Raw genomic sequence first — 18,503 nt, forward strand, 5'->3', positions numbered from 1 at the left:
GAGAACTATAATGGTGGATGCACAAAATTTCAGACTTCTTTGGAGGAACATACGTTATGAGATCTTTTCAGTTTTACAATCCGACCCGGCTGATTTTTGGCAAAGGGCAACTTCAAGCACTACAAACCGAAGTTCCAAAATACGGAAAACGTATTTTGCTTGTATATGGTGGTGGAAGCATCAAACGTAGCGGGCTGTACGATCAGGTAATCAGCCAGTTGAACGAAATCGGAGCAGAGGTTACGGAACTCGCTGGAGTAGAACCGAACCCCCGTCTTTCTACGGTTCATAAGGGCGTAGAGCTATGCAGAACACATAACATTGATCTGGTTCTTGCGGTTGGCGGCGGCAGTGTACTAGACTGCGCTAAAGCCATCGCAGTAGGAGCCAAATACGATGGAGACATGTGGGATTTTGTTGTGCGCGAAGCAACCCCGGAAGGTGGACTTCCGCTGGGTACAATTCTGACCATGGCAGCGACAGGCTCCGAGATGAACAACGGTTCAGTAATAACCAATCAGGATACGCAGGAAAAATGGGCATGGTTCAGCGAGTATTCTTTCCCAGCGTTCTCCATTCTTGATCCGGAGTACACATACACCGTACCACTGGATCAGACGGTATACGGCATGGTGGACATGATGTCTCATGTGTTTGAACATTATTTCCATCTGGATACCAATACACCGGTTCAGCTTGGATTCTGTGAGACGATTCTTCGTACCGTTATTGATACGGCCCCTCGTCTGATTAAAGATCCAGAAAACTATGAACTGCGCGAAACCATTCTCTACTGTGGAACAATGGCGCTTAACGATGTCCTGAATATGGGTCTTGCCGGAGATTGGGCTTCTCACAATATTGAACATGCTGTGTCGGCTGTGTATGACATTCCCCATGGGGGAGGCCTTGCGATCCTTTTCCCACACTGGATGAAACATAATCTGGATGTGGATGTAGATCGATTCAAACGTATGGCTGTTAATGTATTTGATATCAACCCTGCTGGAAAGTCGGACAAACAAGTTGCTGAAGAAGGCATTCAAGCGCTTCGTACATTCTGGACTTCAATTGGTGCCCCTAGCCGTCTGGCGGACTATGACATCGACGACAGCCAGATTGATGTGATGGCTGATAAAGCGATGCGATTCGGTCCGTTCGGATTCTTCAAAAACTTGCAGCGTGAAGATGTAGTACAAATTTATCAAGCTGCACTGTAATTGTAAATCTCACCTTCACTTTGTATATTAATTCACATTAAACAAGGACCTTCCTGTATTACTTAGGAACGTCCTTGTTTTTTTATTATGACATCATATCGTGTACTCTCCACCGTTTTTTCTGGACTTCAATGTCATGTGATTCCCTTTTCGAATTAATCCCTCGGTTCAACTACGGCTTCATTGACAGGGGTATCCTTTCGTTTCAGATACAACTTGCTTGGACGATGCAAGAGCACGATAAGCAGGGCGAAGAGATGAATCAGGTTAAACAGGTTACTCTCATTCGGAATGGCAACGAATAACGCCAGACTCAGAAACGTCACGGTGAGCTTGAACTTTCTTTTGGTGATGAATATAACAGCAAGCAGGCTGGGACCGATGATAAACAACATTCTGGCTAAGATTACGCCAGAGGCGTAAGCCAGATCATCTCCTTTGCGTAAGAAACCCAGATAGGCCTCCATATTCTGGTTGAAGTCAATGAGGAACACGATAAAGGACACAATCACGTAGATCAGTTTCACACTTAATAAAATGCGCACGACATTTAATAGCGTAGGTAATGCTGTTTTTACCATATCACTTCTCCTATTCTCTTCGAATCTATAACCGCAGATTCTTCTGGTTGTATTCTTCCCGAGAGTTTTCCTGCTTCAGATACACCTTGCTGGGCTTGTGGAGCAGCAGCGTAAGCAACATAAAGATGTGCAGCAAGACGAGAAAATTCTGAAAGAAAACAACGCCAAAAAATAAGGCCAGGCTCATAAATGTAATTGTTAGCTTATAACTTCGTTTGGAGATAAATACGATAGTCAGAATTGGGGGAACCAGAACCAAGAGTACACGGAGCCCGATACTTGTAAAATAGGCGATCTGATCAGATAGCGGAAACGCGGAGTAATCCGCACTATTACGGAATAGATCTGCAATAAGGAATGTCATGGAAATCCCAATGAAAATGGATTGTACCCCTAACAGGGCACGGATAACATTTAATAAAGTAGGCATTTTCGGATTCAATGCGTTTTCCCTCTTCCTGCGCGATATGTATTTCATATATTATACGATGTTGATGTCATATTTTGTATTAACCCAAAGTCTTCATTTTCCAATCGTTTGCAGTGGCCTTTGACCTAGAATAACTGGGGAAACAGCTTACAGATTATTTGATATCGACCGATATAAAGTAGATACATAGAATATGGATTTCATAATAACGAAAATGAAAATGGATGGTGAATGTAATCATGGTATTTAGCAAGGCAAGAGAACGCATGCGCAACATGTCGTTCAGAGTCAAATTACCACTTATGATCAGTCTGCTGGTGTGTATCGTACTGGCGGTAACTGCGGTAGTGTGTTACAGCGTAGCGGCAGTTATTACACTCGACAAAAGCAAAGATGAAATTAAGGCAACCTCGGACCGGGTGGGGGCAGGTTTGTATGCTTCACTAAGTTTGGAAGAACAGTCCACCTTTCTGATTACAACACATCGGACCTTCCGGGATCTGCTAGAGATTCGGAATACGGATGGGCAGGAAGGTGAGAACTTTTTCTCGGAAAACAATGAACTGCTGGATAAGGCAAGTGGTATTCTCGCGGACAGTCTGGCAGGTATGGAAGGTAACAACAGTCTGATTTTGTTGGATCGGAATGGCATTATTATTGCAGCGAATGATCCGGCAGTTATCAAGGCGGAACGCGGAGATCGGGCATATTTTCAAGAAGCAATTCAGGGTAAAAACGTGATTAGTGAAGGGATTGTAGCCAAGTCCTCAGGACAACTCGGTACGGCTTTTGCCATGCCAATCTACAATGAGAATCAAGAAGTACAGGGAGTGCTCGTATCTGCGGCGTCCACCTCGTTCTTCGTTAATCAGCTACAAAATATCAATATTAATGATGAGGGAAAAGTGATCATTCTGGACCGAATAGGTACGGTCATCTACGATTCAGCGGATGAGAAGATGGCAGGCCAGAAGATGGAGTCGGGCGAATACCAATCATTGATAGAGCTTGCTCCTGGCGCTGAACTGCAGCAAGGGGAGGTTAGTACAGACGAGAAAGTGGCGTATTACTCCAAAATCCCAAGATCCGACTGGACTGTCGTTGTAGAAGATAAAATGAGCGATGTGCAGAAGCCTTTACGTGCGATGGCAAAACAGATGTATATTGTTTTGTTTAGTGCTATTGCGGTTTCCGTCGTAGCGGGTATCCTGATCTCTTTGCTGGTAACCAGACCAATTACAAGACTAACTGTGTTGTTCAGACAGCTTGCGGGCGGCGATCTGACGGTACAGGCTCAAGGTAAATATAGCGGAGAATTCAAACAATTGGTGGACAGCTTCAATACCATGGCAGCAGGAAATAAACAGCTGATCTCCAGCATGAACCATTCCATCGGCATCCTGAAAACAAGTACATCCGAGCTGGAACAGTCCACTCAGCAAACTTCAACCACGATTGCTGAAACAACGACAACAGCATTTGAGATTTCACGAGCCATGGAATCCCAGGCGAACGATACGGAAGCCATTGTGGACAAATTCATGAATGTTGGTAACAAGATTGCAAACGTGAATGGAATGTCGCAGGCAGTGAAGTTCAAGGCAGATGAAATTACGGATGCATTCAAAAATAATCATGAAGTTATTGATGCGCTTATTGCGGTGAACGGGCAGAACGAGATTGAAGTTGGCAACATCTCCAAAATTACAGTCCAACTCGCTGAAAGCTCCTCTGGCATTCACCAGATCACGGGCACGATTGCCGAAATTGCAAATCAGACGAAATTACTTGCGTTGAATGCTTCGATTGAGGCCGCAAGAGCAGGTGAGCAAGGGCGCGGCTTTGCCGTGGTTGCTTCCGAGATTCGCAAGCTGGCAGAGCAGACAACAGCTCAATCGGAGGATATCAACCGAATTGTGATGCAGACCATTGATCATGTGGAGCAGAATAACCGAAGTGTTCAGGCTATTGAAGCAATTGCGGAACAGCATAAGAGCAGCGTTAGCCAGACGAAGGAGACATTCAATTTTGTCACCGAGAATATGAATGAGATGATGAGCCAGGTTCAGGCTATTGCTACTGAGATCGAATCCATTGAACGTGATAAGGATGACGTCATTGGGGCTGCACAGAACTTGTCTGCTTCCGGTGAAGAGGTGTCGGCTTCTGTTGAGGAAGTCACAGCAACAATGCAGGAACAGTCCGGCATGACAGAACATTTGACAAATATGGTGCAGAGAATCGATGGACTGACCAAACAACTTGCCGAGGAATCATCTCGCTTCAAAACAAAATAGGAATACGAAAAGAAACCCGTTTCTCAAAAGAGGACCGGGTTTCTAGACAAAAAGAGCACTTGTACCTATCTATAGCTACAGGTGCTCTTTGGTGATGTGCTACTCTCCTCGGACGGAAGGTGCATACGCCAGCACTTCCATTTCAATTAAATAAGGGCCTAACCCGCTGAATACGGTAATACGGGCGGGGTAGGGTTGTTTAATCATTCGCGCATACACTTCGTTGTATTCGGGCTGATCCTCTTCTCGGGCCAGATGGGTGGTTGCCTTCACAATATGATCAAGTGTAAGTCCGGCTTCTTGCAGGATCACCTCAATATTACGAATGCACTGCTCCGTCTGCTCCTTAATACCTCCGATAGGCTCAAGCGTCTGTGGATCAACGCCTACCTGACCGGCGACGTAGACCAAATCTCCTGCGCGGACAGCATGGGAAAAAGGAAGCGGGAACTTGGGTGCTGCACTTGCATGTATGATGGTAGACATCGTAGCTGTCATTCCTTTCCTAATGAGTGTGTATATTTGGTGTTAACTGATGCCAGTTCGTAGCCTGCTGATAATGATGAGTGATGGACAACAGGCGGTCTTCTCTCATGAGTGGACCAGCAAGCTGCATGCCGATAGGTAATGGCTTCCCTGAGGTGGTATCGAACCCGATGGGTACGGTGATGGATGGTAGACCCGTATTGGTGAACGGTCCGTTGAAAATTGGGCTGCCTGTCTTGTAGCCATGTGGAGCTACATATGGTGTTGATGGAGTCAATAACACATCTACTTCATTGAAAAGCATCATCATCTCGCTCCGGAATATCGTTCGGATGCGTTGTGCCTGCAAATAATCAACGGCACTCGTCTGGTAACCGAGTTCAAGCTGCTCCCGCATCGTGTGACCGTAACGATCAGAGGCTTCCGCGAAGCGTTCCTGATGGAAGGCGGCAGCTTCTGCCCGCATTACCGTACGATGAGCAGCAATGGTTTCTTCCATATAAGAAGGCAGGTCAACTTTCTTCCATTGCATGCCCAGCTTCTCAAGCACAGCGATTGCCGACTCTACCGCTAACAAGATCGCCGGTTCATCAGTCTGGAAGAAGCTGCTCGGTAGCCCGACCATCATTCCTGATATAGGATGCTCAAGAGCATTTGTTAAGTCTGGCTTGCCATAAGGAAGCGTGAAGGAGTCCAGCTCATCTTGCCCGGCCATCGCTTCCAGAACGATTGCGTTATCTTGTGCAGATCGAGTGAAGGCGCCAATATGATCCAGGCTCCAGCTGGCTGTGATGACACCATTACGGCTAACCCTGCCGTAAGTGGGTTTCATACAGGTTAATCCGTTGTAAGCTGCGGGTCTAAGCAGAGATCCAAAGGTCTGTGTTCCGAGTGTGAAGGAAGCCATGCCAGCCGCTACTGCAGCGGCGGAGCCGGAGCTGGAACCGCCTGGTGTATGTTCTAGATTCCACGGGTTGCGTGTTGGCGGTTCTCCTCCCTGAAAGGCGTACTCCGTCGTTGTTGTCTTGCCGAGCAGGATAGCGCCTGCAGCTTGCAACTTATTAATCACAGTTGCATTCGTTCCGGGTACGAAGTCAGGAAAGGTATTTGATCCGGCCGAGGTGCGTATGCCAGCGGTATGGATAATGTCTTTGGCTCCATAGGGAATGCCATGCAGAGCACCGAGATATTCGCCATTCATCAGTTTTTGTTCAGACTCTCTTGCGGCCTGCAAAGCCTGTTCGGCGGTGACCGTAACGAAGGCTTGCACAGCAGGCTCTACTTTCTCAATGCGATTCAAATAGGATTTTGTAAGCTCGACAGGAGATATCAACTTATTTTTAATCAGTGTCGCGGCTTCACCAATCGTCAGCTCGTTAAGTGGTTTGGTAATCATCGAAGAGGCACGCTCCTATGCGGGGGATTGGGCCCTACTTCTTCTGGCAACTTGAAGTTTCGAATCAGTTTCAAGTCGGCTGTAAATAGGGCAAGCTCCTCGCTAGTAATAACTCCATTCGCATATTTCGCACTTTCCGTGAGGCGGTGTGTGAGATAGTCGTCCTGGTTCAGAGTAATCAACCTTTCTCTCTCTATTTGGTGAAGCTTGAATCGATAATATCCTCGTAAGCGAGATCTTCCTTCAGATTACCGATGAAGCGCTGCATATCGATTGCGGTGTTAAAAGCTGATTCATTGATAAGTCCCTCCGCAGGGTATACCTTGCTGTCGATCATGCGTTGTACCGCTTGCTCCACGACGTTTTTGTCCAGATTCGGGAATTCCTTCACGGCAACTGCTTTTGCGCCTTCAGGATTCGATTGAATGTAATCCAGGGCTTGCTCAATAGAGGTGACAAAGCGCTGGGTGAGATCAGGATTCTTTTCAATGAAGCTTGCGGTTGTATTCATCGTTGCAAAGGCAAAGTCAGGATAATCCTTCGTGAAATCATGGACAATATGAAGTCCTTCTGCAATGCCTTGATCCAGCTGCGGCTCGTAAACGATAGCAATGTCGGCTTTGCCGGCTAATACAGCACCAAGCTCGGAGCCATTCTGAACCTCAGTAATCGTCACATCCTTGTCAATATCGATGTTGTTGTCAGCGAATAGTTTCCGCAGTAAGCTGTTCGAGCTTGTAGGTGCCAAGCCCACAACGATGGTTTTACCTTTGAAATCCGCTGTCGAGTTCACGGTTACTCCTTCTCGCGCAACTGCCCATACTGGAGCACTGCCGGATAGAAGGACCAGTGAGCGAGCATCTCCGCCCTTTGCATTAGCAAATGCGACATGCTCAGGACCGTGGAAGGAGAACGCAGACTCGCCTGAGATCACCGAAGACAATGCTGTTGGTCCACTTCCGGCAGCACGGATGGAAGATAGCTCAATGCGATTCTCCTCTAGGAATCCTTGGTTATTCGCTACATACAGAGGAAGGTAGAGCAGGTTGTGATACACCTCGGACACCATAATTTTGTCCACCTGTGTATTTGCTTGCCCCTCGCTATTAGATGCACCTGCGCCGTTAGCAGGTGTTGTGGCATTGCTTCCGCATGCACTGAGCAGTGTAGTCAATAGAAGTGTCATCGCTGCTAGAATAGCTATCTTTTTGAATGTACGCATTAGTCATCAGTCCCCTTTAATCGTTGTAGGTCAGCTATACAGATGTGGATTTGCTGCTGGTCTTGTTGTCATTCCATGGAAGGAGACGGGATTCGATATAACCGACACAGGTGTAGAGGAGCATGGCGACCAGCATAAGCATGAACACGCCAACCCATACGGCCGGAAGGTTGAACAGGTTACCTTCGACGAATACCATGTGTCCAAGTCCTTTGTCAGAAGAGATGAATTCTCCACCTACAACAGACACCAATGCCAAACCGATATTGATCCGGAAGGCCGAGATGATCCATGGCAGAGAGGAAGGAACGATAATTTTGCGGAAAATTTGTGATTTCTTCGCACCGAAGGATTTCATCAGGTTAATCTGGGATTCGTCGATTTGATGAGTCGCTTGGTAGGCGGATAATAGCGCTACGATAAATGTTGCTACGGAGGCCAAAGCAATCTTGGAGAAGATGCCTGAACCAAACCAGATGATAATCATGGGAGCGAGTGCGATCTTTGGAATACCGTTCATCGCTACAATGAATGGATCGAGCACACGGGCAACGGACTTGGAATACCACATGAGCAGTCCTGCCAATGAGCCGATTAAGCTTCCTGCTACGAAGCCGATAACGGTGGCATTCACCGTTGCAAACGCGTCTGTAAGCAGTTGCCCTGAGCTGGCCATCGTGATGGCGGCATCAAGAATGGCACTTGGTGACCCCATGAGGAATCCGTTAACGAGATTCAGACGAACGGCGGATTCCCAGATCACCAGGATGACCGCTACAATAATGAACCGCCACAGCATCGTCATCAGCCATTCTTTGGAGAAGGTGGACTGTCTGCGTTTGCTCTTCGCAACTCCAGCAGACTTTCCGGCAAGGGTAATTTCAGGTGATGTGCTCTTCATTAGCTGATCCTCCCCATTTGGATATCAAGCTCTGACCAGATCGATTCAAAATACTGCTTGAACTTCTGGTCGGAGCGGGCTTTCAGTGCTGAGCCATATTGTGAGGCGAGACCAATGTCATACACCTGCTTCACGGTCGTTGGTCTTTTACTCATAACGGCAATGCGGTCGGAGATGGCGATGGCTTCCTCAATGTCATGCGTGATCAGGACGCCTGTTTTGCCCTCGGATTTGAGAATGGATAAGATTTCATCTTCCAGAATGAGTCTGGTCTGATAATCAAGTGCGGAGAAGGGTTCGTCCAGTAATATAATATCGGGCTGGGTAACGAGGGTACGTATGAGGGCTACACGTTGGCGCATACCGCCTGATAGTGTGGAAGGATAGGCTCCTGCGAATGAAGCCAGGCCATAACGATCCAGATAATCCATGGCAATATCGCTGCGATCCTTTTTGGACATCCCCTTCACTTCCAAGCCTAGCGTGACATTGTCCAGGATGCTTCTCCAAGGAAGTAACAGGTCCTTCTGCATCATATAACCGACATGCCCGGTGGTCTGATCGATCTCTTCGCCACAGACGATAACCTTGCCATTTGTTGGCTTAAGCAGACCCGCGATAATATTAAAAATCGTACTTTTGCCGCAGCCGCTCGGTCCCACGATACTGAAGAACTCCTGTTTCTTGATTTGCATCGAAACCTCAGCCAGGACCTGGATATCTTCTCCGGTTGCACTGACAAATGATTTGGATACGCCTTGTATCTGTATAGCCATGATAGGTAGCCCCTTTCCTACAGCCTGATGGTAGTTCGTTTCTTGATGTGAATTGATGTTAATTAACATGACATTAATGAATATATTCCTAATCATATAGACTGTTTGCATCATTGTCATTAGTTACTCTGAACATAAAAATAGAATTAAATCAGTTAAAATGCACAAATGAAGATTGAACATGAATCGAATATGAAAAGAAAACAAAAGAACGTGTCATTATACATGACACATTCTCGGTTTAAGACGTATGATTAGCTTCACTAGGAGCTGGATTAACATTCAGAAGGGACTCAAGTGCGAAGGCAAGTCGGAAGCGCAGGCTCTCCATCGGGTCCTTAATGTTCCTGCCGGTTAGTTTCTCGCATTTCTCAAGCCTGTAGATGACGGTATTGCGATGTACGAACAGCTCTTTCGCCGTATCCACGATCTGGCAATGATTCTCATAGAAGGAGGACAAGGTTTTCATGAGCTCGTTACGCTCATTTGGATCTCGGTCAGCGAAGGCCTTAAAGGTTTCGTGATGGAACTGCAGCATCTCATCGTGGGGAATCATGCGCAGCAGACGGCTTATATCCATGGTTTGATAGGAATGAGCGAAGCGTGTCTTTCGCATCTGATAGCCGGACTGGAGCGCCTTGACTGCTTCCTTATAGGAGAGTCCAATATCCAATACATTGGTGTAGGGATTACCTATTCCGAAGGATAGGCTGAGCTGCGACTCTGTATACAGATTGCTCGCGATCCGCTCAAGCTGCTGAACAACGGTGTGTTCGTCCCAAGACGATTCGGCCAAAAAGACGAGTATGCCGAACTGGTCGTTCTTTGTGAACATGACAAAGGAGAGATCCAATCTGGCGAATTCCTGTTTAATCAACTCGTAATTAGCGTCTCGTTCCGAGATGAACCGCTCTTCCCCGGAGGAAGTAGAGTTCTGCTTAGGTATGCCCGCTAAGGATTCATCCTTTTTGGCAACGATGAGAACAGAACTTCCTTTGGCTTGCAGCCCATATTTTTTGCCGCGGTGCAGCGCTTCTTGTTCCGAACGAATGAAGCCTTGAATGAGATCGGAGAAATATTCATTTTTGTAACGGCGGGAGCGTTCCTTGACGGCTTGCTTCTTGGTTAACTCCAGGCCGATCACATTGACGGCTTGCTCCAGTGCCAGAGTGGACAGCTTGGAGGTTGCGGAACTGTCGTATAGTGCGATCAAATAACCCTCGTGCCGATCTGTGAAGATGGGATGAAGCTCGGTGTGTCGATATTTCTCGGTAGTAAGCAGGCAGATCGAGATTGCGGTATGGAAGGAAGGATGCTCATCTATAAATGTCAGTATGGGCGCGGCGAGAGACTGGTCATCCATCTGTTGTGCATAATAGGAGCTTGCTGTAATCTGCTTCTTCGAACCAAGCAGCAGCACAGGTGAGGATAGCAGTTGAGACAACGTATCTACGATGGATGGTATGCCTTTTCCCTGCATCACCATCGTGGAAAATTGCTTGTGAATAGACAAGGCGTAGTGGAGCTCATGGGTTTTATTCTGAAGGATGGCACTAATCGAATGTTGAAATATCTCACCGAGTGTATTGTCAATCTCAGACAGTTCGATGATTGGGAAGCCCAGCCTGTCGGCTGTATCAAGCAGTTGCGGAGATAACTCAAGAGAGAAACGCTGTGTCTTGACAGCAAGCGCCGCACAGCCAATAGTATGCATGTCTGTAATGAATGCAAGATGAGCATTGGGGCGGTCTTTGAGGATATAACCGTTTGTCAGCAGCATATCTCCCGGCTTCAGGAATTGGACAATATCTGGCGCATCCATAATATTAATCGATTGCACCAAGCGATCAAGGCCACGATGCCCGGCAATAACCTTTGCTTTGGAGAGAATGGGGATAGTCAATAACTGTTGCAGATCCATCTTCAACCCACTCGCTTTCATAATGATATGTTATAAAATCTAACATTAAGTGAGGTGGGCGTAAAGAAGAGTTTGGATAAAGAGGCTGAAAGATGGATGTAAACAAATTTCTCATAAATATAAAAACTTTCCAATAATTCAATGCGTTATACTAAGTAGGTCTATATAAAATTTGATCATTATTACTAACTCGAACACTAAAAAGGAGTTCTCGATCCATGAAAGGAAAAAGAATAGTATCGCTTTTACTTGCTGGTGTTGTTGCTGGTTCTATTTTAGTGGCATCGACTACAACTGCGGAAAGAGTCGTAGCCCAAACTCCGATGGAAGCAGCAACGGAGTATTTTCAGGCTTACATTGCTAAAGATGTAGAGGGAATGATGTTTTATTCTAAAGATACCAATTATTTGGATGAGAAAAGTCGTGAAGAAGGATATGTAAAGGATCTTAAAACTAATCCAACTACAGGGTATGAAATTTTGGAAACCAAACAAATCAACACGGATGAAGTTCAATTTTATGTAGTTCAACAGTATGCAGGACAAGGCTACGAACAGTCACCACCACTCCCGTATAAAATTTTCAAAAGCGAAAATGGATGGAAGGTTTTAGTAGAGCCACTAGAAATCAATACATTGACAGGTGAAGTCACTAAAGGTACACCGATTCACGCTTGGCAGTATACAGATCATTAGTTCTTTAGCTGCTTTCTACTAAAACACAGTTCTAGTTGAACTAGAGGGCAATGGATTTATGAATGCAACTATAGAAACGACTGAGGAGTGACCTCCAATGAAAAAATTCTTTATCAGTACGGCATTAATAATGACTGTTTCGGCAGTGACTGCTTTAAGCATTTATGCGAGTAATTATTATGATGATGCTAAAGCGGATAACCCAAACTATCCGGATTTTGGTCCTGCAGTACAATTATCAGAAGAGGAAATTAATAGAGCTCTAGAAAATGTCAGTAGTATAACGACTTCTTTTGGAACATTTAATAGGGTACCCGAGAAAGACGCCTTCATTTCCGAAAATGAAACGGTGGATAACTTAGATCATTTAACTGCTGATACCAAACAGATTTTTTCTCACGGTAATTACTTTGTGAAAAGCGATTCCAAGGAATAAATTTATCAGAAATTAAGATCGACATTTCATTGATTGGGAATGGTTCTTTTTAGGTCGTGGGAACGATAGAAGTCACTGGTTAAATTCAGTGTTTGATGAAAGCGTTGAGTTTATTATTTTGGATCTGTTACAGATGGGGAAAGAGAAGCCAATCGTAGTAGATACTTTTATGGAACCTGCTTATCTAAGGGAGATTGTTAACCCCAATCGAGTTGTTTATATGTTTGCAGAAGATGACCTAATTCGAGCGGAGTATCTGGATCGGGATCATCTGAGAGGCATGGAGGATTTGTTCCCTAGTTTATCAGATCCACAACGTGCACGGGACGAAACATTAAACACGGTGGTTAGAGCATCGAATCATTATCTGCAACAAGCAGAGCAGTATCAATTAAAATGGTTCATGAGAACATCTCAGTCCAATAAAGATCAGATGTTATTGGAAGTTGAAAAGCATTTCGGTTTTTGATGATACTGGAGTAGCGAATTTTATCAGTCGTCATTTGTTACAGTAGAATTATACGGTGGCTCAATAAAACCCAGAAAGTAGCCGATCAACCTGATCGGCTGCTTTTGTTCAGCTAATAGCAAGGTTAATTCAATGCCCTTGCGTATTACAGATGTAACTTTTATAGATTGATAGTGTTGTTAATAATGAGGAGCTTCTTATAGGTTTTAAGAATAACTAATAAAAGAATACGAGGAATGAAGTCATGAAGAAAAAGAGACTATTTGCTACTGTTATATCAATAGCTTTAACAACAGCGACTGTAACTGCCTGTGATTCAACAAGTCAAACTCAAGAGAATATGTTTAATCCAAAAACTGGTGTATTATCAAGCAAGTCCGAAAGTACAACCCTTTCTAAGTCTTTAAGCGAACAAGAGAGCAAACCCTCCCACTTTATTGCTTCTGGAGGCGCAACGGTACAGCAACCCCTTTCCGTAAATCCGGAATTTGTACATATAAAACTGCTTATGAAAAACAATAGTAGCCATGAAGTCAATGTTAGTTTGACGCACTTAGATACTAGTAAAGTGTATTTCGCTAGAACGATTGCTCCTGGGGAATCTTTAGATTGGATAAATAGTAAAGAAGGTTTCACACAGGGGATGAGTACTGGAGGCTACTTGCTTCAATGGAGTGGTGGCGGTTATCAGGTTGAGGGGGAATTATGGGGATCAGCTGGTTCAGACCCGGACGATATTGTTGATCTAACTTATTGAACTAACGGGCAGGTTAGTGTAAGGACAATGGAATAACATACTATCTCATATAGAATACTTTATCTTTAAAAGGGAGGGAGACACATTGCATAATATGATGAATAAGAGACAATTTATTGAGATGATAGTTAAAGAACAACATTCTGTAGTATTTAAAGTTAATAATCGAGATGAATTTTTCCGTGGTGTTGCTAAAGGATTAAAGGAAGGCTACCTAGTTGTTGAAACAGAAGAAGGTGAAAACTGTAAATTTAATATGGATGACATCATTGAGATTTATGCTATCAAGTCTTCATCTCCAAAGCATAGTGCTATCCAATCCCACAGTTTGATGAAAGATAGCAAGGATGACCTTGAAAACCTTGTACTCCAGTTTGAAAGTTTAAATGACGATGTAAAGAAACAAATTACCTCTTCTTTATCAAAAGTGCTTAGTAAGCAAGTGATCATTTCGAAAATGGATATAACTTCATACAATGTATCTGAAATTGAAATGATTACTAACACGATAAATGGATATCTACTCACTATTAAAACACGGGATATTCATTCCGAATTTTTCGAATCATACAACCAAAAGACTTGTTTTGGGAAAGGGCTAGATAGCAATCGAGAATAGCCTAAGGAGGGAAAAATTATAAACGCTAAAATAGCAGGTCGGGAACTGTCAAAAATCCCTGGGAGGTGAGTATGTGAAAGAAGGAATTAAAAATGTTCTGGTAGGTACTGTAGTTTTTGTTGTTGGCTTTTCCATTATTCTGCTTCTTACAAGCTCCGATATTGAAGCTGAACTTACATATTATGCTGCCATAGCATATGCTCTTTTATACTTAGCCAGTGTTATATCTGTTTGCACCGCGGTACTCCTTAAAAAGATGACTCAATTAAAAAAGTGAAATTACTCTTAAGCTAGCCGGAAAAGTTAGCTCAATAAAACAAAGAAAGCAGCCGATCATTTTGATTGGCTGCTTTTATTCAACTAACGGGCAGGTTAGTTCAATAAGCAATTTATCCTAATGTCTGTATTACAATAAGCACTTTATGTCTCTGTTTAAAGCAGTATTCCAAGGTCTTGATTCAATCAATTCAATTCCATTTATCTTACAGGTATCTGCTATCCATTCTCCATACGAAATACTTACTTCAGCTCTATCATGTTGTAATTCGCCACCTTCTCTTGCTAAATAATTCTGCACTATTTGATTTTTATTTGGTTCATGTACAAATATTGATTTCACCTGTGGGTTATCGAAAGATAATGTTAATTCGGGATAGACAAAATCGCCTTCAATAATGATTGGTAATTTATCTTCAATATGCCGGTTTGCAAGCTCTTTTAATACTGGAACCATTTCTTTGCTGACATCAATCAGCCAGTTTACCGTGCCGTCAACTCCAAAGTATTTCCCATCTATATCAGAATCCCGATAATGAATTACAGGAAATTGCTCCTTTGTTGTAACTGTTTTTACGGATAGGTGAACATCATCTACTTCCAAGACATTCACACCATAATATCGAGCAATCTCATAAGCAATACTTGATTTACCTATTCCTGATGCTCCACCAATAAATAAAACTGTCCAGTTTCTATCATTATTCATTTTGCCAACCTCATTTATATGTTCATCTATTATTTTAATGATTATGGAGTTGTTCAATATTATTCTACTTATTCCCTTCTTCTCTCACATCAAATTTCAAAATGGCACACAGAGAGATCATGAATCAAAGGTGAATACTTTATTATACGAAAGTTAGTAATTGCGCAAAATTATATACTTGACTCTAAAGTACTAAGGTGGGTATCATTTCCATATATTGATGATTAGGAGAATGGTCGATGTTAATTTTAGAGTTAAAACAATCTCATCATCATGAAAAGCGTTAATTCATTCCTAAAAAAATTGGGATGGGTTAACGCTATTCGCGCTTCCCGTCCTGTGATATATGAACGCGCAGGACTTAGGTCTAGCGCGTTTTTTTATTTTGGTTACAAAAGAAATGGAGGAGTAAAAATGGCAATAATGACCGATTCAAGAGGTAACATTTTTTTGGAATTTATTCGTATCGAGTACGATAAGGTCATTACAAGCACACTGGATGCTCCACTAACACATGCTCTAATTGTGGTGAAGTGCCAAGGAAAGTATCTATTCATGCATAATAAGTGGAGAAACAACTGGGAACTTCCAGGTGGTATTATTGAAGCTGGAGAGAATGCGGAGCAATGTGTAATTAGAGAATTGTTTGAGGAAACCAATCAAAATATGGATTCGGCTGAATTCAAAGGGCTAATGAAGTTTAGACTCCAGCCAAGTTTTCATGGACCTGAACGGACAGAGTATGGAGCTCTGTTCATGGGTGAACTGTGCCAACTTGATGATTTTGTTGAAAACGATGAAGCTTCTTCCATTATCCTTTGGGATGGTACATCGGAGATTGGTGATATCGCGGAAATAGATAGGAAGTTAATTGAATTCGTGTAATACATGATTGAACTAACAGTAAACGATATTTAAGGGGAATTAAGGAACAATTTGAGCAACCCTTTCTATACATCATTCGTTAGAGTATGAGAGAGGTGAGATGAAATTATTAAAATGAGTAATAACATCTTAATGTTGGTATTAGTGATATCCACAATATTTGCGGGGTGTTCACCAAAAGAAAAAAATGAAGATACAATTACTGAACGTGTAGTAGCAACTGATTTTGTTCTTGAAGTAACCACACCAACTGTTATAAGTACGGGTGAGGCACTGAAAGTAAAAGGAACTTTAAAATATACAGGTATTAAACCAGTTGAAGTATCTCATGGAGAACCAATCATTCGTTTTTTCTTCTCCGGTAGTAACGAGGAGCGTAATTATGCGGATGTGGGATATGTAACTGAGTTTAAATCAGGTCAAGTGGTTGAGGTTGAAGATGAGTTCATAGTAACCAAGAAAGGGAAACAAAATCTCATTGTGGATATGACCGCGGATATCTCTATGACCATGAAACCAATTGAAATTCTTGTGAAGTAATCTTATAACATTAAACTGACAGAAAAACGTTAGCTCAAATGAAATATTTACAAAAATAATGCCTAATAAACTCATTGAAATTGATAAAAAAACCTCCCGTCCCGCATGACATGTGGGCTTGGGAGGTTTTGATTATAGTGCAAATTAAACGTTTATCGTACAAACCATCCAGTGGGCTGTGGGGCTAAGTCTGCGGTATCTCGTAAATCATGGACTTTGACATTACTGCCATAGATCATGGAATCACTACTCAATCGGAATGAAGGGAAACTGTGCTCGGATTGCAGACGCAGAGAGGGTTCAAAGTAAATCTGCTGCTGTTTGTTGATTACAAAGGGAAGCGACCCCGCTTCTACGGTAACATCATCGCTATCTGGTTCGTTCAAGATCAGAAGTACCGCAATTCCGTCACAACCGCATCCATCGGTATCATAAAACAATTTGAAATAGCCTGGTCGATCTCCCAGCTTTTCAGTAAGTCTTGCTTCTGCCAGCGGACTGACTTGAATGATCATGACGTTGTTCACACTCCTCTAATCTCCAATGAATTCGCTTACAATTTAATATATGGACCATAAACGCAGATTAGAAGGTGAAATAAAGAAAAGCAAACATGTCCTGTAAAAATATTGACGCTAATGCGTAATGCAACGAACAATTTACGTATGAATGTTATACCCGGAATTTCAATGGGGTCAGTGTGAAATCATTCGCCCGTCAATGAAACCCATTTCATCGCTATTCCTTATCTGGTATGATAAGCAGGGAAAATAGGGAAAATTAGAGAAAAAGGAAGGTTCCGCTATGACACCGATCACGATATACGACATCGCCAAAGAAGCAAATGTATCTGTAGCGACGGTCTCCCGGGTACTGAATGATACGGCACCTGTGCGTGCAAGCACCCGAGAGAAGATTATGTCCATCATTGAAAAACACCAGTTTCAGCCCAATGCGCAGGCGCGCAGTCTAATCAAGAAAGAGACGGGTACCATCGCCATCATCCTGCCTGACATTACGAATCCTTTCTTCCCGGAAGTGTTCTGGGGGGCGGAGAATGAGGCTCGCGGATTGGGGTATACCTTCTTTCTGTGTAATACCGCAGGCGACTACAACAGGGAATCTGAATATTTGTCCATCCTGCGAGAGAAGCGGGTAGACGGGATTATTTTCCTCGGCGGGCGAATCAACATGCAGGTCTGTCCGGATGACATGGCTCAGGAATTGATTGATATGGGCAAGCGTATGCCAATTGTGCTAGTCAATGGCAATATTGCCAAAGGCGGGTTTCACCGGGTATACACGGATGAGGGGGCAGGGGCAGCCCTTGCAGCTGAGCATTTGCTTGAACTGGGGCATCGCGATATCGCCTTTGTCGGCGGTCTGAAAGAGTTGTCCACCACCATGGTCAAGGTCAGAGCTGTGCAGAAGAAACTTCGGGAGCATGGGCTCGAAATACCGAAAGAACGGCAATTGCTCGGCAGCTTCTCCATCGACGACGGCAAACGGGAGATGTCCAAACTACTGGATCGTGACAATCCGCCAACCGCAGTCATCTGTGTTAATGACAACACAGCGATTGGTGCCATTAAGTCAACGATTGAGCATGGGCTCTCGATTCCGAAGGATATATCGATTGTGGGTTATGATGATACACCGCTCGCCAGTGCCGTTATACCGGAACTGACAACCGTATCCCAGAATACGTATCAGCTTGGCAAACAGGCTGTGGATGTGCTACATGAGCTGATTAACCAAGGCAAACCGAAGAAGCAGATCATTCTGCAACCGGAGTTGATTGTGCGTCAAAGTACAGGACCTGCTGCAAGATAAAGGGCCTGTAATTGGAAAAGAAAGCGTTGACATTTCCTCGAAGGGTGAAATATA

Annotated in this window: 21 protein-coding genes; 11 read left to right on the top strand and 10 right to left on the bottom strand. The window is 43.7% G+C overall.

Features of this window, described 5'->3' with window-relative positions:
* Nucleotides 1–56 precede the first annotated feature (56 nt).
* Complete coding sequence (locus NSQ38_RS13010) at nt 57–1,220, top strand: iron-containing alcohol dehydrogenase (protein WP_339789734.1); 1,164 nt, start codon at nt 57–59, stop codon at nt 1,218–1,220.
* Nucleotides 1,221–1,375: 155 nt separating this feature from the next.
* Here NSQ38_RS13010 and NSQ38_RS13015 read toward each other — a convergent pair whose 3' ends face one another.
* Together NSQ38_RS13015 and NSQ38_RS13020 are read right to left on the bottom strand one after the other, a co-directional pair.
* On the bottom strand, nt 1,376–1,801 hold the full coding sequence (locus NSQ38_RS13015; protein ID WP_339789737.1) for a hypothetical protein: 426 nt from the start codon (nt 1,799–1,801) through the stop codon (nt 1,376–1,378).
* A 25-nt stretch (nt 1,802–1,826) separates the two neighbouring features.
* On the bottom strand, nt 1,827–2,231 hold the full coding sequence (locus NSQ38_RS13020; protein WP_339789739.1) for a hypothetical protein: 405 nt from the start codon (nt 2,229–2,231) through the stop codon (nt 1,827–1,829).
* 224 nt (nt 2,232–2,455) lie between these two features.
* Between NSQ38_RS13020 and NSQ38_RS13025 the strand changes: the two genes are divergently transcribed.
* Entirely contained in the window at nt 2,456–4,528 is a 2,073-nt protein-coding gene (locus tag NSQ38_RS13025) for a methyl-accepting chemotaxis protein (protein ID WP_339789741.1), read from the top strand.
* 99 nt (nt 4,529–4,627) lie between these two features.
* Here the strand turns inward: NSQ38_RS13025 and NSQ38_RS13030 are convergent, their stop codons facing one another.
* The 6 genes from NSQ38_RS13030 to NSQ38_RS13055 form a co-directional block, all read right to left on the bottom strand.
* Nucleotides 4,628–5,014, bottom strand: coding sequence for a Rid family hydrolase (locus NSQ38_RS13030; protein ID WP_339789743.1), 387 nt, complete (start codon nt 5,012–5,014; stop codon nt 4,628–4,630).
* 19 nt (nt 5,015–5,033) lie between these two features.
* A complete protein-coding gene (locus tag NSQ38_RS13035) occupies nt 5,034–6,410 on the bottom strand; it encodes an amidase (RefSeq protein ID WP_339789746.1) in 1,377 nt (458 codons plus the stop codon).
* Nucleotides 6,411–6,603: 193 nt separating this feature from the next.
* Nucleotides 6,604–7,632, bottom strand: coding sequence for an ABC transporter substrate-binding protein (locus NSQ38_RS13040; RefSeq protein ID WP_339789748.1), 1,029 nt, complete (start codon nt 7,630–7,632; stop codon nt 6,604–6,606).
* A gap of 34 nt (nt 7,633–7,666) precedes the next feature.
* Nucleotides 7,667–8,533: an ABC transporter permease gene (locus tag NSQ38_RS13045; protein WP_339789751.1), complete on the bottom strand. Its 867-nt coding sequence runs from the start codon at nt 8,531–8,533 to the stop codon at nt 7,667–7,669.
* On the bottom strand, nt 8,533–9,309 hold the full coding sequence (locus NSQ38_RS13050) for an ABC transporter ATP-binding protein (protein ID WP_338588201.1): 777 nt from the start codon (nt 9,307–9,309) through the stop codon (nt 8,533–8,535). Before NSQ38_RS13050 ends, NSQ38_RS13045 begins: the two co-directional genes overlap by 1 nt.
* A 241-nt stretch (nt 9,310–9,550) precedes the next feature.
* The gene (locus NSQ38_RS13055; protein WP_339789754.1) at nt 9,551–11,251 is read right to left on the bottom strand and encodes a PucR family transcriptional regulator ligand-binding domain-containing protein; all 1,701 of its coding nucleotides are present in this window, start codon (nt 11,249–11,251) and stop codon (nt 9,551–9,553) included.
* Between the two features lie 197 nt (nt 11,252–11,448).
* Between NSQ38_RS13055 and NSQ38_RS13060 the strand changes: the two genes are divergently transcribed.
* From NSQ38_RS13060 to NSQ38_RS13085, 6 genes are all read left to right on the top strand, one after another.
* Nucleotides 11,449–11,925: a hypothetical protein gene (locus tag NSQ38_RS13060; RefSeq protein ID WP_339789756.1), complete on the top strand. Its 477-nt coding sequence runs from the start codon at nt 11,449–11,451 to the stop codon at nt 11,923–11,925.
* Nucleotides 11,926–12,022: 97 nt separating this feature from the next.
* Nucleotides 12,023–12,361 (top strand): hypothetical protein, encoded by a 339-nt coding sequence (locus NSQ38_RS13065; RefSeq protein WP_339789758.1) that lies wholly within the window; start codon nt 12,023–12,025, stop codon nt 12,359–12,361.
* Between the two features lie 88 nt (nt 12,362–12,449).
* Nucleotides 12,450–12,830, top strand: coding sequence for a hypothetical protein (locus NSQ38_RS13070; protein ID WP_339789762.1), 381 nt, complete (start codon nt 12,450–12,452; stop codon nt 12,828–12,830).
* 244 nt (nt 12,831–13,074) lie between these two features.
* On the top strand, nt 13,075–13,587 hold the full coding sequence (locus NSQ38_RS13075; RefSeq protein ID WP_339789765.1) for a pilus assembly protein: 513 nt from the start codon (nt 13,075–13,077) through the stop codon (nt 13,585–13,587).
* An 85-nt stretch (nt 13,588–13,672) separates the two neighbouring features.
* The gene (locus NSQ38_RS13080) at nt 13,673–14,206 is read left to right on the top strand and encodes a hypothetical protein (protein ID WP_339789767.1); all 534 of its coding nucleotides are present in this window, start codon (nt 13,673–13,675) and stop codon (nt 14,204–14,206) included.
* A 73-nt stretch (nt 14,207–14,279) separates the two neighbouring features.
* Entirely contained in the window at nt 14,280–14,483 is a 204-nt protein-coding gene (locus NSQ38_RS13085; RefSeq protein WP_339789770.1) for a hypothetical protein, read from the top strand.
* A 129-nt stretch (nt 14,484–14,612) separates the two neighbouring features.
* On the opposite strand, the gene NSQ38_RS13090 is transcribed toward NSQ38_RS13085, so the two are convergent.
* On the bottom strand, nt 14,613–15,191 hold the full coding sequence (locus NSQ38_RS13090) for a hypothetical protein (RefSeq protein WP_339789773.1): 579 nt from the start codon (nt 15,189–15,191) through the stop codon (nt 14,613–14,615).
* 414 nt (nt 15,192–15,605) lie between these two features.
* Between NSQ38_RS13090 and NSQ38_RS13095 the strand changes: the two genes are divergently transcribed.
* Complete coding sequence (locus NSQ38_RS13095) at nt 15,606–16,076, top strand: NUDIX domain-containing protein (protein WP_338588192.1); 471 nt, start codon at nt 15,606–15,608, stop codon at nt 16,074–16,076.
* A gap of 114 nt (nt 16,077–16,190) precedes the next feature.
* Nucleotides 16,191–16,616 carry a hypothetical protein gene (locus tag NSQ38_RS13100; RefSeq protein ID WP_338588191.1) on the top strand — a complete coding sequence of 142 codons (426 nt, stop codon included), beginning with the start codon at nt 16,191–16,193 and terminating at the stop codon, nt 16,614–16,616.
* A 152-nt stretch (nt 16,617–16,768) separates the two neighbouring features.
* Here the strand turns inward: NSQ38_RS13100 and NSQ38_RS13105 are convergent, their stop codons facing one another.
* Nucleotides 16,769–17,131 (bottom strand): iron-sulfur cluster biosynthesis family protein, encoded by a 363-nt coding sequence (locus NSQ38_RS13105; protein WP_339789776.1) that lies wholly within the window; start codon nt 17,129–17,131, stop codon nt 16,769–16,771.
* 289 nt (nt 17,132–17,420) lie between these two features.
* Between NSQ38_RS13105 and NSQ38_RS13110 the strand changes: the two genes are divergently transcribed.
* The gene (locus tag NSQ38_RS13110; RefSeq protein WP_091027982.1) at nt 17,421–18,449 is read left to right on the top strand and encodes a LacI family DNA-binding transcriptional regulator; all 1,029 of its coding nucleotides are present in this window, start codon (nt 17,421–17,423) and stop codon (nt 18,447–18,449) included.
* Nucleotides 18,450–18,503 lie beyond the last annotated feature (54 nt).

Origin of the sequence: Paenibacillus sp. FSL R7-0313 (genome assembly GCF_037969885.1) — a bacterium.
GTDB lineage: Bacteria > Bacillota > Bacilli > Paenibacillales > Paenibacillaceae > Paenibacillus.